Raw genomic sequence first — 13,127 nt, 5'->3', positions numbered from 1 at the left:
GCTCCGGACGTCTCGTTGGGGGCCCGGCCCCGCGGGGCTCAGGCGGCCAGGGGTTCGGCCGGGGGCGCCGGAGGGAGGCCGACGTCCCGCAGGAGCCGCTGGGCGGCACGACGGCCGGACAGCAGGGCCCCCTGGACGGTGCTGGTGTCGCGGTGGTCGCCGCAGACGTAGAGGCCCTGCAGTATCCGCACCGGGCGGCGCAGGTCGTGCGGGGCCGTCATCGCGGGGAGCGCCTGCGCGTCGTGGTGGACGGCGAGCAGCTCCCACCCGCCCGTGGAGGTGCCGTAGAGCTCCGCGAGGTGGGCCCGGACGGCGATGTCGTCCGGGGCGGGGGCGGCGGCCGGGCCGAGCAGCACGGAGGTGACCAGGGCGCGGCCCACGGGGGCGCGGGAGGGGTCGACGAGGCTGGCCGGGAACGTGTGGGAGACGGGACCGCGCCGGTCCGCGTCCAGCACGAGCGCGGGCTGCTTCAGCGGTGCCGCCGGCGCGGCGTGGTGCAGGACCGTGACGCCGTGGAAGGCGGGCACCCGCAGCCCGGGCAGCAGTCCGGCCGCGGCGGCCGCCCCGGTGGCGACGACCACGGCCCGGCACGGGATCTCGTCGCCGCCCGCGGTGCGGACGCCGTTGGTCGCCGCGGCGACCGCCCGGACCCCGGTGCGGACCGTGCCGGGCGGCAGCGCGGCCGCCAGCGCCTGCGGCACCGTCGCCGCGCCGCCCGCCGGCAGGCACGTACGGCCGAGGGCGAAGCCGCGCAGGACCAGGTCGGCGACCCGGCTGGACGTCGTGAGGTCCGGGTCGCACAGCAGCGCGGACAGCAGCGGCCGCAGGTACCCGTCGAGCGTGCGGGGCGCGAAGCCGCGTGAGGCGAGGGCCGCGGCGGCCGTGGTCTCCGGGCGCTCCAGGAGGCGTTCGACGGGTGCGCCGGCGAGGCGGTTGAGGGCCGTCCGCAGCCGCGCCTTGTCCAGGGGCGAGCCGATCGGCGCGCGGGCCGCGGCGAGCGCCGCGCGCGGGTCGCCGACGCGGTAGCCGCGTCCGGCGGAGCGCACCAGGACGCCGGGCGAGAGCGGCCGCAGCTGCAGCCCCCGCAGTTCCGGGGTGCGGTCCAGCTCCGGGTAGGAGGTGTTGAGCAGTTGTGGACCCCGGTCGAGGAGGAAGCCGTCGACCTTCTCGGTGGCCATGCGGCCGCCGACCCGGTCCTCGGCCTCCAGCACGGTGACGGTGAGCCCCGCACCGGTGAGGTGACGCGCCGCGGAGAGACCGGCGAGGCCGGCCCCGATCACGCACACGTCCGTCTGTGAACCCGTAGAGCGTGCTGTAGAGAGCACGATGCCCCTCCCCGAGGTCGGCACGTTTCCCCGCGCGCGTCGGCTGGCGCTGGAACCGTCATGCCCACTCGCGCGCCAACTGATGCCGGAAAACGGCTCTGGGTGGCATTCAGTGCCTTTCTTCGGCCAGCGCGGCGCGGATCGCCTCCTCGATCCCGGGGTGCGCGTGGGCGAACCCGGAGTCCAGCAGCACCCGCGGCACCGCGCGGGTGCTGCCGAGGATCTCGGAGGCGAACTCCCCGACGACGGTGCGCAGTACGGGCGCGGGGACCGCGAACAGCGTGGGCCGGCCCAGCACCCGCCCCATCGCCCGGGTCACCTCGGTGTTGGTCAGCGGCTCGGGCGCGCACAGGTTGACCGGCCCGGAGACGGACTCGGTGTCGACGATGTGGCGCAGCGCCGCGACCTGGTCGTGCAGGGAGATGAAGCTCCAGTACTGGCGCCCGTCGCCGAGCCGGCCGCCCAGGCCCGCCTTGAAGAGCGGGAAGAGCCGGCCCCACGCCCCGCCCCTGCCGGAGACGACCAGGCCGGTGCGGGAGAACGCGGTACGGATGCCCGCGTCACGGGCCGGCGCGGCGGCGGCCTCCCAGTCACGGCACACGGAGGGGAGGAAACCGGTGCCGAGCGGCGCGCCCTCGTCGACCCGGCGGTCGCCGGTGTCGCCGTACGCGGTGATGCCGGAACCGCTGACGAGCACCCGCGGCGGGGTGTCCAGCGAGGCGAGGGCGCGCACGAGGGTCCGCGTGCCCCGCACCCGGCTGTCGTGGATGGTCCGCTTGTACCCCTCCGTCCAGCGGTGGTCGCCGACCCCGGCGCCGGCGAGGTGGACGACGGCCTCCACGCCCACCAGCCCCGCGGTGTCGACGGTGCCCCCCTGCGGGTCCCAGCGCACCTCGTCCGGACCGGACGGCTCGTGCCGGACGAGGCGTACGACCTCGTGCCGGTCGGAGCGCAGGGAGCGGACCAGGGCGGAGCCGATGAGGCCGGACGAGCCGGTGATGGCGATGCGCATGGGGACATCGTCGCGCGGAACGGCCCTTGCGGTGTGGGAAGGTGACACGCATGTCCGACATCCGTGTGCGCCCGGCAAGGCTCTCCGACGACCCCGCCCTCGTCCGTCTCGAGCGGGCGACCTGGTCGACCCTGCACGCGGTGCGGCCGCCGCGGGAGGAGAACGAGGACTTCTTCGGCGAGCGTTCGGGACCGGACGTGTTCCTGGTGGCGGAGACCGAGGGCCGCGTCGCCGGTTTCGTCGGGATGGTGCCGCCGACACCGCTGGCCTCCAACGCCCATGTGCGCCAGATCCAGGGCCTGGCGGTGGACACCTGGGCGCGGGGCCGCGGGGTGGGGCTGGAACTCGTCCTGGCGGCGGTGTCGGACGCCCGCCGGCAGGGCGCGGTGCGCGTCACGCTGCGGGTGCTGGGCCACAACACCCCGGCCCGGCGGCTGTACGAGGCGGCCGGATTCAGCGTGGAGGGCGTCCTGCCGGGGGAGTTCCTGCTGGACGGCGTCTACGTGGACGACGTGTGCATGGGGCGCCGGGTCTGACGCGTCGCCGGGTCGTCCTCCTCACGTCCTCCCGGATGTCGACGGGGCGGCCGGCGACACGGGTCGTCCGGGGCCGGCTCAGCCGAAGCGCGCCCAGAGCCGGGGGAAGCGTTCCGCGACCGCGGCCGCGTTCTCGAAGTCGATGTAGACGCCCTCCGGCTCGGCGGGCTGCGCCGGCAGGTCCAGATCCGGCAGCCGGACGCCGGTGAGCTGTTCGTACGCCTCGTCCGCCGCGTAGCCGAGGTCCTCGGCGTCACCGTCGACCTCCGGGTCGAACGAGTCGGTCATCTCCGCGAGGCTGTCGGGGTCGTGGACGGCCCCTTCGAAGACGTGCCGGCCCTGGCCGATGAGCCAGCACCGGAAGAAGTCGAACGCGTCGTCACCGGCGCCCCCCAGCATCAGGTCGGCGGCGCCCCACACGTCCCAGCGGTAGGCCCGGTTGAAACGGCTCTCGAAGTGCCGCGCGAAGTCGACGACGGACTCCGGGTCGAGCTGGGTCAGCCGTTCCACCAGCAGGTCGGCGTGCTCCTCCGGGTCGCCCCCCGCTGCCTCTCGCGTGCTGTCGACGATCTCCCAGAACTCCGTCTCGTCCATCACCGCTCCAGCATCCTGGCTGCGGCCCTCCGACGCACGCGGAACACGGCAGTGGCGGCCCTCAGAAGTAGACGGCCGCCATGGCGCGGACGGCATCGGCCAGCCGCTCGCGCAGGGTGTCCGGGCCGAGCACCTCGGCGTCGGGGCCCAGGGACAGCAGTTGTTCGTAGGCGACGTCCTGGCCCTCGACGGGGAGCGTGACGGTGACCCGCCCCGTTGCGTCCGGCGGCCCGGCCGCGGCGAGGGCCTCGCGGGCGGCGGTGCGGTCGGTGACGTACGGCAGGCGCCGGGCGCCCTCGGGCGTCAGGCGCACGACGACCTCGTCGCGGAGCACCGAGCGGGCGAACTCGGCGGCGCGGGCCTCCCAGAACGCGGGCAGGTCGAACTCCGGGTCCCTGACGAAACGATCCTCCGTGGGCTCCGCCGCGGTGAACCGGTCCACCCGGTAGACCCGTACGTCCGCGCCGCAGCGCGCCACGGCGTACCAGACACCCGCCTTGAGCACGAGGCCGTACGGATCGAGCTCGCGCTCCACCTCCTGCGCCCCGCGCAGGTACCGGGCCCGCAGCCGGCGGTCCCCCCACACCGCCGCGGCGAGCGCCGGCAGCAGCCGTGGCGTCTCCGGTTCCTGCCACCAGCCCGGCGCGTCCAGGTGGAAGCGCTGGGCCGCCGAGCGCGGCGCGTCGCGCAGTTCGGGCAGCAGGGCGGCCGAGACCTTCAGACGGGCCGAGGAACCGGCGTCGTGGAGGCCCATGGCCCGCAGCGCGGCGGGCACGCCGGACAGGAAGAGCGCCTCCGCCTCCGCGCGGGCCAGCCCGGTCAGCCGGGTGCGGTAGCCGTCGACCAGGCGGTAGCCGCCGGCACGCCCCCGCTCGGCGTAGACCGGCACCCCCGCCTCCGACAGGGCCAGCACGTCCCGGCCGACGGTGCGCTCGGACACCTCCAGGGCCCTGGCGAGTTCGGTCGCCGTCATCGACTCGCGGGACTGGAGCAGGAGGACGAGGTGGATCAGTCGTGCCGCACGCATACCCCGAGGCTATGCGGTCGCCCACGGCACCGGGACGGGGCCGGTCCGGGAGGTCCGGACCGGCCCCGCCGGGGCCCGCTGCGGCCGCGTCGTCGCGGGGGGAAGGACACCGCAGCGCGCAACCCGCCGGGGCGGCCGGGCCGGTGGGGGCGGTGGCGCCCCGGCGGGAGCAGGTGGCGGTGGCGGTGGCGGTGACGCGCCCGTCACCGTCCGGCCATCCGCCGTCGCCGCGGGGCGGGTTCACCGGAGTGCGGGTCCCCCGCCCTGCCCCCGGGAGTACGTCCGCCGGGCCCGGACCGTTCAGTCCGGCGCGGAACCGGCGGCGGACGGCGGGACCACGGGCGCGGAACGGCCGAGGCCCCAGCCCGGGAAGGGGCTGGGGCCTCGGCCGTCGTACGGTCCCGCGAGGACTCCGGTCGGTTACAGACCGAGGTCGCCCTCGAACTCGCCGGCCTCGAGACGGGCCTTGACGTCGTTCAGGTAGCGGGCGGCGTCCGCGCCGTCGACCAGCTGGTGGTCGTACGACAGGGTCAGGTACGCCACGTCGCGGATCGCGATGGTCTCACCCAGGTCCGGGTGGTTGACGACCATCGGGCGGCGCACGGTGGCGCCGATGCCCAGCTCGGCCACCTGCGGGAAGTTCACGATGATCGTGTCGAACAGCGCACCGCGCGAACCGGTGTTGCTGATCGTGAACGTGCCGCCGGACAGGTCGTCCGGGCTGATCTTCTTGTTGCGGACCTTGCCGGCCAGCTCGGCGGTCTTCTTGGCGATGCCGGCCAGGCTCAGGTCGCCGGCGCCCTTGATGACCGGGACCATCAGGCCCTGCTCCGAGTCCACCGCGATGCCGACGTTCTCGACGTCGTGGTAGGTGACGGTGCCGTCCTCGTTGATCTTGGCGTTGATGGTCGGGTGGGCCTTCAGCGCCTCGGCGGCGGCCTTGACGAAGAACGGCATCGGCGAGAGCTTGACGCCCTCGCGGGCCAGGAAGGACTCCTTGGCCCGGGCCCGCAGCTTCATGATCCTGGTGACGTCCACCTCGACCACGGTCGACAGCTGCGCCTGGCTGTGCAGGGCCTTCATCATGTTCTCGGCGATGACCTTGCGGATGCGGGTCATCTTGACCGTCTGCCCGCGCAGCGCGGCGGCGGCGGCCGGGACCGTGACGCCCGCGGACGGGGCCGGGGCGGTCGGCGCGGCAGCGGCGGCCTTGGCGGCCTCGGCGGCGGCCAGGACGTCCTGCTTGCGGATGCGGCCACCGACACCGGTGCCCTTGACCGAGGCCAGGTCCACGCCGTTCTCGGCCGCGAGCTTGCGGACCAGCGGGGTCACGTACGCGCCCTCGTCGGTCGGCGCGGTGGCCGAGGGGGCGGCAGCGGCGGCCGGGGCCGGGGTGACCGGAGCCGGAGCGGCGGCCGGGGCGGGAGCCGGGGCCGCGGCGGCCGGGGCCGGAGCCGGGGCGGGCGCCGGGGCGGGCGCGGGAGCCGCGGCCGCAGGAGCGGCCGGGGCGGGCGCCGGAGCCGCGGCGGCCGGGGCCGGAGCGGGGGCGGCGGGCGCCGGGGCGGCGGCGGGCGCGGCACCGGCGGCACCGACGACGGCGAGCTTGGCGCCGACCTCGGCGGTCTCGTCCTCACCGACGAGGATCTCCAGCAGCGTGCCGGCGACCGGGGACGGGATCTCGGTGTCGACCTTGTCGGTGGAGACCTCGAGCAGCGGCTCGTCGGCCTCGACGCTCTCGCCGACGGCCTTGAGCCAGCGGGTGACGGTGCCCTCGGTGACGGACTCGCCCAGCGCCGGCAGCAGCACCGGGGTGCCCTCGGCACCGCCGGCCGGAGCCGCGGCCGGGGCAGCCGGAGCCGGGGCCTGCGCGGCGGGGGCCGGAGCGGGGGCGGGAGCCTCCTGCACCGGAGCCGGCGCGGGTGCCTCGGCCGCGGCCGGGGCGGGGGCGGCAGCGGGGGCACCCGTGCCGTCGTCGATGACGGCCAGCTCGGCGCCGACCTCCACCGTCTCGTCCTCGGCCACCTTGATGGAGGAGAGGATGCCGGAGGCGGGCGCCGGGATCTCGGTGTCGACCTTGTCGGTGGAGACCTCGAGCAGCGGCTCGTCGGCCTCGACGCGCTCACCCTCGGCCTTGAGCCAGCGGGTGACGGTGCCCTCGGACACGCTCTCGCCGAGCGCCGGCAGGGTTACGGAAACCGCCATGGTTTCGGTTGCTCCTAACGATCTGTGCGGATGGTTCTGCGTGTCCGTGTGTCAGTCGTGCGAGTGCAGCGGCTTGCCGGCCAGCGCGAGGTGGGCCTCGCCGAGGGCCTCGCTCTGCGTCGGGTGCGCGTGGATGAGCTGCGCGACCTCCGCGGGCAGGGCCTCCCAGTTGTAGACCAGCTGGGCCTCGCCGACCTGCTCGCCCATGCGGTCACCGACCATGTGGACGCCGACCACCGCACCGTCGCGGACCTGGACGAGCTTGATCTCGCCCGCGGTCTTGAGGATCTTGCTCTTGCCGTTGCCGGCCAGGTTGTACTTGAGGGTGACGACCTTGTCGGCGCCGTACAGCTCCTTGGCCTTGGCCTCGGAGATGCCCACGGAGGCGACCTCCGGGTGGCAGTACGTGACGCGCGGCACGCCGTCGTAGTCGATCGGCACGGTCTTCAGGCCCGCCAGCCGCTCCGCGACGAGGATGCCCTCGGCGAAGCCGACGTGGGCCAGCTGCAGGGTCGGGACGAGGTCGCCGACCGCGGAGATCGTGGGCACGTTGGTGCGCATGTACTCGTCGACGAGGACGTAGCCGCGGTCCATGGCGACCCCGGCCTCCTCGTAGCCCAGGCCCTGGGAGACCGGGCCGCGGCCGACGGCCACGAGCAGGACCTCGGCCTCGAACTCCTTGCCGTCGGCGAGCGTCACCTTGACGCCGCCGGCGGTGTACTCGGCCTTGGAGAAGAAGGTGCCGAGGTTGAACTTGATGCCCCGCTTGCGGAAGGCGCGCTCCAGCAGCTTGGAGCTGTTCTCGTCCTCGGCCGGCACGAGGTGCGGCAGGCCCTCGACGATGGTGACGTCGGCGCCGAAGGACTTCCACGCCGAGGCGAACTCGACGCCGATGACACCGCCGCCGAGGATGATCGCCGACTTCGGCACGCGGTCCAGGACCAGCGCGTGGTCGGAGGAGATGATGCGGTCGCCGTCGATGGCCAGGCCCGGCAGCGACTTGGGCACGGAGCCCGTCGCGAGCAGGACGTGCCGGCCGGTGTAGCGCTGGCCGTTGACGTCCACCGTCGTCGGGGAGGAGAGCCGGCCCTCGCCGGTCACGTAGGTGACCTTGCGGGAGGCCACCAGACCCTGCAGGCCCTTGTAGAGGCCCGAGATCACGTCGTCCTTGTACTTGTGGACCCCGGCGATGTCGATGCCCTCGAAAGTGGCCTTGACACCGAACTGCTCGGCCTCGCGGGCCTGGTCCGCGATCTCACCGGCGTGCAGCAGAGCCTTCGTGGGGATGCAGCCGCGGTGCAGGCAGGTGCCGCCGAGCTTGTCCTTCTCGATCAGGGCGACGTCCAGACCGAGCTGCGCCGCGCGCAGCGCTGCGGCGTAGCCGCCGCTACCGCCACCGAGGATCACTAGGTCGAAAACGGTGCTGGCGTCGTTCGCCACGTCACGTCCTCCATGCATGGATACGCCGGAGCCGGTCCGTCGTGACCGGGCGGCGGCTTTTGTTCGGCCGCTTCTGTTAAACGGGGCCCTGTCGTGCCGAGACAACATCTTCGCACTTGTTCGGGGCGGACGAGGCACCGGGCCGCTGTCTGAGACGTACGGAACGTCCCGGGCCGGTGCTACTCGCCGGTATCCCCTACGGAATACGGAGCGGTTGCGTTCTTTGCTCGCTCTTGGCGAACGCGTACGGCCCCGGATGCCATACCCGGGGCCGTACGGAATGTGCCGAGTCTTACACCGCGGTCAGAGCAGCTCGCCCTCGCCGGCCTTCTCGGCCAGGCGCACCAGGGTGCGGATCGCGGAGCCGGTGCCGCCCTTGGGGGTGTAGCCGAAGGGGCCGGACTCGTTGAACGCCGGGCCCGCGATGTCGACGTGGGCCCAGGTGATGCCCTCGCCGACGAACTCCTTCAGGAACAGGCCGGCCGCCAGGCCGCCGCCCATGCGCTCGCCCATGTTCGCGATGTCCGCGGTGGGGGAGTCCATCGCCTTGCGCAGGTCCGTGGGGAGCGGCATCGGCCAGGACTGCTCGCCGACCTCGGTCGCGGTCTCGTGCACGGCGGTGCGGAAGGCGTCGTCGTTGGCCATGACGCCGAAGATGCGGGTGCCGAGGGCCAGCACCATGGCGCCGGTCAGGGTCGCCACGTCGATGATCGCGTCGGGCTTCTCCTCCGAGGCGCGGGTGAGGGCGTCGGCCATCACCAGGCGGCCCTCGGCGTCGGTGTTGAGCACCTCGACGGTCTTGCCGCTGTACATCTTCAGCACGTCGCCGGGGCGGGCGGCGCTGCCCGAGGGCATGTTCTCGGCGAGCGCCAGCCAGCCGGTGACGTTGACGGGCAGGCCCAGGCGCGCGGCGGCGACCACCGTGGACAGCACGGCGGCGGCGCCGCTCATGTCGCACTTCATGGTCTCGTTGTGACCGGCCGGCTTCAGGGAGATGCCGCCCGAGTCGTAGGTGATGCCCTTGCCGACCAGCGCCAGGTGCTTGGCGCCCCGGCCCTTGGCGCCGGTGTAGGCGATCTTCACCAGGCGGGGCGGGTTCGCCGAGCCCTGGCCGACGCCCATGATGCCGCCGTAGCCGCCCTTGACCAGGGCCTTCTCGTCCAGCACCTCGATCTTGAGGCCGTGCTCCTTGGCGGCCTCCTGGGCGAACGCGGCGAAGGACTTCGGGTGGAGGTCGTTCGGCGGCATGTTGATCAGGTCGCGCGCCCGGTTGACCTCGGCCGCGACGACCGTGGCCCGCTCGGCGGCGGCCTTGACCGCCTTGTCCCGCGGCTTCGCCCCGACGAGCGCGACCTCGGCGAGCGGGGCCTTGCCGTTGGAGGACTGGTACGCGGTGTACACGTAGGCACCGAGCAGCGCGCCCTCGGCGACGGCCTGCGTGGCGTCCGCGTCCTGCACGGGGAGCGCGTAGGCGGCCTTCTTCGAGCCGGCGAGCGCGCGGGCGGCGGCGCCAGCGGCCTTGCGCAGCGCCTCGGTGTCGTAGGCGGCGCCGTCGGCGGGGGCCTCACCGAGCCCGACCGCCAGCACGACCGGGGACTTCAGGCCGTCCGGAGCGGGGAGCTTGGTCACCTCACCCTCAGCGCCCGAGGCGCCCAGTGTCTCGAGCGTCGCGGCGAGCCGGCCGGCGAAGGCCTGGTCCACCGACTCCGCCCCGGCGGCGACCTCGGGGCCCTTGGCGCCCTTGGTCACGCCGACGACGACGGCGTCAGCGCGCAGCGCTGCCGCGGAGGAGGTGCTGAGAGTCAGTGCAGTCACGGTGATGCGGATCCTGTTCCTTCGGGGGTCCAATACTTGACGCCGGACTCCGTCCGGCTCCCCTCGTGTCCCGACGCCGGGCGTCCTTCGCGGCACGGGACGGGGGTGCAGGACCGACCTTACGCTCACTGCTGTCACTTGCGACCACGACCTGCGCCCATGACGGCCAAGGCGCGGGTTTTCCCTATGGGAGCGCGCCCGCCCCGCACCCCCGGCGCGGCCCCGACGCCCGTCCGTACGGCGGGAGTCGGCGGATCCGCCGACTCCCCGCGCGGTCGCCGTACGGCGCTCAGCCCAGGGTCAGCACCAGCAGCACGGTCGTCGCCGCGGTCTCGCACAACGCGCCGAGGACGTCACCGGTGACCCCGCCCAGGCGCCGGCGGCAGCGGCGCAGCAGCAGTTCCGCGGCGGCCGTGGCCGCCGCCGCGGCCGCCGCGCAGCGCACCGCGTCCGGCACGCCGTGGGCGGCCCCCGCGGCGGCGCAGACCGCCACCGTCACCGCGGCGAGCAGCCAGGCGGCACGGGCGGGGACGGCACCCGCCACAGCCGCGCCGAGCCCGCCGGGCCGGGCCGCGGGCACACCCTCGCGGCAGGCCAGCGTCATCACGGCGCGCGAGGTGAGCCCGGCCAGGGCGGCGGCCACCGCGCCCCGGGTCCAGGACTGGCCGTACAGCCCGGCCAGCGCGGCGACCTGCGCCAGCAGCACCAGGACCAGGGTGAGCACGCCGAAGGGCCCGATGTCGGACTGCCGCATGATGCGCAGCGCGTCCTCGGCGGGCTTGCCGCTGCCCAGTCCGTCGGCGGTGTCGGCCAGCCCGTCCAGGTGCAGTCCCCGCGTCAGGGCGGCCGGAACGGCGACGCCCGCGACCGCGGCGAGCAGCGGACCCGCGCCGAGGAGCAGCAGCAGTCCGCCGGCCGCCGCCGCGCACAGGCCCACGACCAGTCCGGCCGACGGCGCCCAGAGCATCCCCGCGCGGGCCGCGGGGCGGTCCCAGCGGCCGACCCGGACCCGCAGCACCGTCAGCGTGCCGAAGGCGAAGCGCAGTCCCTCGGCGGCGGTGGCGGCGGTGGCGGCCGCGGGGGCCGCGGCGGCGGGAGGAGCGGGTTCGGGCGCGGGGTCGGCGGTCATGGCGTGCAGGGTAACCGCCGGACCCGGACCGTATAGTGCCGCGTACGGGGCGAACCGGGAGCAATCGGCATGGGTGACTGGTGGTACCGCAACATCGTCGAGCCGGGAAAGCTGCCGCTGCTCCTCGCGCTGGGCGCGTTCGTACTGACCTTCCTGGTCACGCGGATGATCACCCGTCTCATCCGGGCGGGCAAGGGCCCCTTCCGCAACATCTCCTCCGGCGGTACCCACATCCACCACGTGGTGCCCGGGATCGTTCTCATGACGATCGGCGGCTTCGGGGGCGTCGCCAGCTCCTCACGGGGCTTCGGCGCCGCCCTGTCCGCCGTTCTGTTCGGCGCCGGAGCGGGCCTGGTGCTCGACGAGTTCGCGCTGGTGCTCTACCTCGACGACGTGTACTGGAGCGATCGCGGCCGCAAGAGCGTCGAGGCCGTCGTCGTCACCTTCTCCGTCGTCCTGATGATGCTCTGCGGCCTGGTCCCCTTCGGCGTCGACTCGCTCACCCCGGACGAGCAGCAGAGCCGCGTCTCGGTGATCCTCACCATCGCCGTCAACTTCCTGTTCGTCCTGACCGCCCTCGTCAAGGGCAAGGTGCGCTCCGCCGTCGTCGGCGTCTTCGTGCCCTTCGTCGCCCTGTACGCCGCCCTGCGGCTGGCCCGCCCCGACTCGCTGTGGGCGGAACGGCTCTACCCCCGCCGTCCCCGGACCGCCCGGCGGGCCGAGGCCCGTGCCGCCCGCCACGACGCCCGCTGGTCGGGCCCGCTGCGGCGCGTCCAGGACTGGATCGGCGGCTTCACCGAACGCTGAGGCCCGGGCCCCGGAGGCAGACGCAGGCGAATGCCACCGGACAGCCCCACGACCAGGGCCGGTTGGTCCTCGGCGCGGGCCGTCGCGGGCGCTCCGGCGCGGTACGGCGAATCGATCCGCCGCCACCACGAGAAGCACCCCCGCCCCGAACGCCCCCGCCCACCGGGGGCGAGGTGTCAGAAACGTTCCGGCAGCTCCGCCGACAGGGCGGCCGCGGCCTTCAACAGAGGCAGCGCCAGCAGCGCTCCGGTGCCCTCACCCGCCGTCACCTTCTGGTCGAGCAGCGGCTCGATGGACAGCCGGTCCAGCGCCTTGACCTGGCCCGGCTCCCCGTTGGCCTGCCCGGCCAGCCACCAGTCCGGCGCCCGGAAGGCGATCCGCTGCGCGACCAGCGCGCACGCCGCCGACACCACGCCGTCCAGCACCACCGGCAGCTTCCGCACCGAGGCCTGCAGGAGGAAGCCGGTGATCGCCGCCATGTCCGCGCCGCCGACCGCAGCCAGCAGCTCCAGCTGGTCGCCGAGCACGGGCCGGGCCCGCCGCAACGCGTCGCGGATCGCCGCGCACTTGCGCATCCACGCGATGTCGTCGATGCCCGAACCGCGGCCGGTCACCACCGAGGCGTCCGTGCCGCACAGTGCCGCGATCAGCACGCCGGCCACCGTCGTGCCGCCCACGCTGAGGTCGCCGAGGAGCACCAGGTCAGTGCCGGAGTCCGCCTCCTCGTCCGCGACGGCCATACCGGCCCGGAACGCTGCCTCGGCCTCCTCGGCCGTCAGCGCGTCCTCCACGTCGATCCGGCCGGAACCGCGCCGTACGCGGTGCGCCGTCACGTCCGCGGGCAGGTCCTCGGCCGGGGCGTCCACGCCCACGTCCACCACCCGGACCGCCGCGCCGTACTGACGGGCCAGCACGTTGACCGGCGAGGCGCCGTCCAGGACCCGCCGCACCAGTTCCACCGCGGTGCCCTCGGGGCGGGCCGACACCTTCAGGGCCGCCACCCCGTGGTCCGCCGCGAAGAGCACCGTCTTGGGGTGCTCGACCGGGCGCACGGTCGCCGTGCCCTGGGCCGCCGACAGCCAGTCGGCGAGCTCGGCCAGCCCGCCGAGCGCGCTTGCCGGACGCACCAGCCGCTGCCAGCGGTCGCGCGCGTCACGGCGCACACCGGCGTCCGGACGCTCCACCAGGGTCGCGAAGTCATCAAGGTTCAGGCCGCTCACGGGGTCGAACACTACCGGTC

General features: G+C 74.6%; 11 protein-coding genes. 2 read left to right on the top strand and 9 right to left on the bottom strand.

Annotated elements, in window-relative coordinates:
• Nucleotides 1-38: 38 nt before the first annotated feature.
• Both ACZ7MY_RS00235 and ACZ7MY_RS00230 read right to left on the bottom strand, forming a co-directional pair.
• The gene (locus ACZ7MY_RS00235; protein ID WP_499598115.1) at nt 39-1,280 is read right to left on the bottom strand and encodes an NAD(P)/FAD-dependent oxidoreductase; all 1,242 of its coding nucleotides are present in this window, start codon (nt 1,278-1,280) and stop codon (nt 39-41) included.
• Between the two features lie 154 nt (nt 1,281-1,434).
• Nucleotides 1,435-2,337, bottom strand: a complete 903-nt coding sequence (locus tag ACZ7MY_RS00230) for a TIGR01777 family oxidoreductase (protein ID WP_499598114.1) — start codon at nt 2,335-2,337, stop codon at nt 1,435-1,437.
• Between the two features lie 50 nt (nt 2,338-2,387).
• Between ACZ7MY_RS00230 and ACZ7MY_RS00225 the strand changes: the two genes are divergently transcribed.
• The gene (locus ACZ7MY_RS00225) at nt 2,388-2,873 is read left to right on the top strand and encodes a GNAT family N-acetyltransferase (RefSeq protein WP_499598113.1); all 486 of its coding nucleotides are present in this window, start codon (nt 2,388-2,390) and stop codon (nt 2,871-2,873) included.
• 78 nt (nt 2,874-2,951) lie between these two features.
• Here the strand turns inward: ACZ7MY_RS00225 and ACZ7MY_RS00220 are convergent, their stop codons facing one another.
• The 6 genes from ACZ7MY_RS00220 to ACZ7MY_RS00195 all read right to left on the bottom strand — a co-directional run bounded on the left by ACZ7MY_RS00220 (nt 2,952) and on the right by ACZ7MY_RS00195 (nt 11,080).
• Nucleotides 2,952-3,467: a DUF4240 domain-containing protein gene (locus ACZ7MY_RS00220; protein ID WP_499598110.1), complete on the bottom strand. Its 516-nt coding sequence runs from the start codon at nt 3,465-3,467 to the stop codon at nt 2,952-2,954.
• A gap of 61 nt (nt 3,468-3,528) precedes the next feature.
• Nucleotides 3,529-4,494, bottom strand: coding sequence for a helix-turn-helix transcriptional regulator (locus tag ACZ7MY_RS00215; protein WP_499598107.1), 966 nt, complete (start codon nt 4,492-4,494; stop codon nt 3,529-3,531).
• A gap of 420 nt (nt 4,495-4,914) precedes the next feature.
• Entirely contained in the window at nt 4,915-6,696 is a 1,782-nt protein-coding gene (sucB, locus tag ACZ7MY_RS00210; protein ID WP_499598105.1) for a 2-oxoglutarate dehydrogenase, E2 component, dihydrolipoamide succinyltransferase, read from the bottom strand.
• Between the two features lie 51 nt (nt 6,697-6,747).
• Nucleotides 6,748-8,136: a dihydrolipoyl dehydrogenase gene (gene lpdA / locus ACZ7MY_RS00205; RefSeq protein ID WP_499598102.1), complete on the bottom strand. Its 1,389-nt coding sequence runs from the start codon at nt 8,134-8,136 to the stop codon at nt 6,748-6,750.
• 303 nt (nt 8,137-8,439) lie between these two features.
• Nucleotides 8,440-9,951: a leucyl aminopeptidase gene (locus ACZ7MY_RS00200; protein WP_499598100.1), complete on the bottom strand. Its 1,512-nt coding sequence runs from the start codon at nt 9,949-9,951 to the stop codon at nt 8,440-8,442.
• 289 nt (nt 9,952-10,240) lie between these two features.
• Nucleotides 10,241-11,080, bottom strand: a complete 840-nt coding sequence (locus ACZ7MY_RS00195) for an adenosylcobinamide-GDP ribazoletransferase (protein WP_499598098.1) — start codon at nt 11,078-11,080, stop codon at nt 10,241-10,243.
• Nucleotides 11,081-11,149: 69 nt separating this feature from the next.
• Here ACZ7MY_RS00195 and ACZ7MY_RS00190 point away from each other — a divergent pair, with 69 nt between their 5' ends.
• A complete protein-coding gene (locus ACZ7MY_RS00190; RefSeq protein WP_499598096.1) occupies nt 11,150-11,887 on the top strand; it encodes a hypothetical protein in 738 nt (245 codons plus the stop codon).
• Nucleotides 11,888-12,063: 176 nt separating this feature from the next.
• Here the strand turns inward: ACZ7MY_RS00190 and cobT are convergent, their stop codons facing one another.
• Nucleotides 12,064-13,107, bottom strand: a complete 1,044-nt coding sequence (gene cobT / locus ACZ7MY_RS00185) for a nicotinate-nucleotide--dimethylbenzimidazole phosphoribosyltransferase (protein ID WP_499598094.1) — start codon at nt 13,105-13,107, stop codon at nt 12,064-12,066.
• Between the last annotated feature and the right edge of the window lie 20 nt (nt 13,108-13,127).

It is taken from the genome of Streptomyces sp. NPDC111520 (assembly GCF_055635295.1).
Note: the sequence above shows the minus strand (reverse complement) of the source record. Positions and strands in the feature narration are given on the sequence as shown.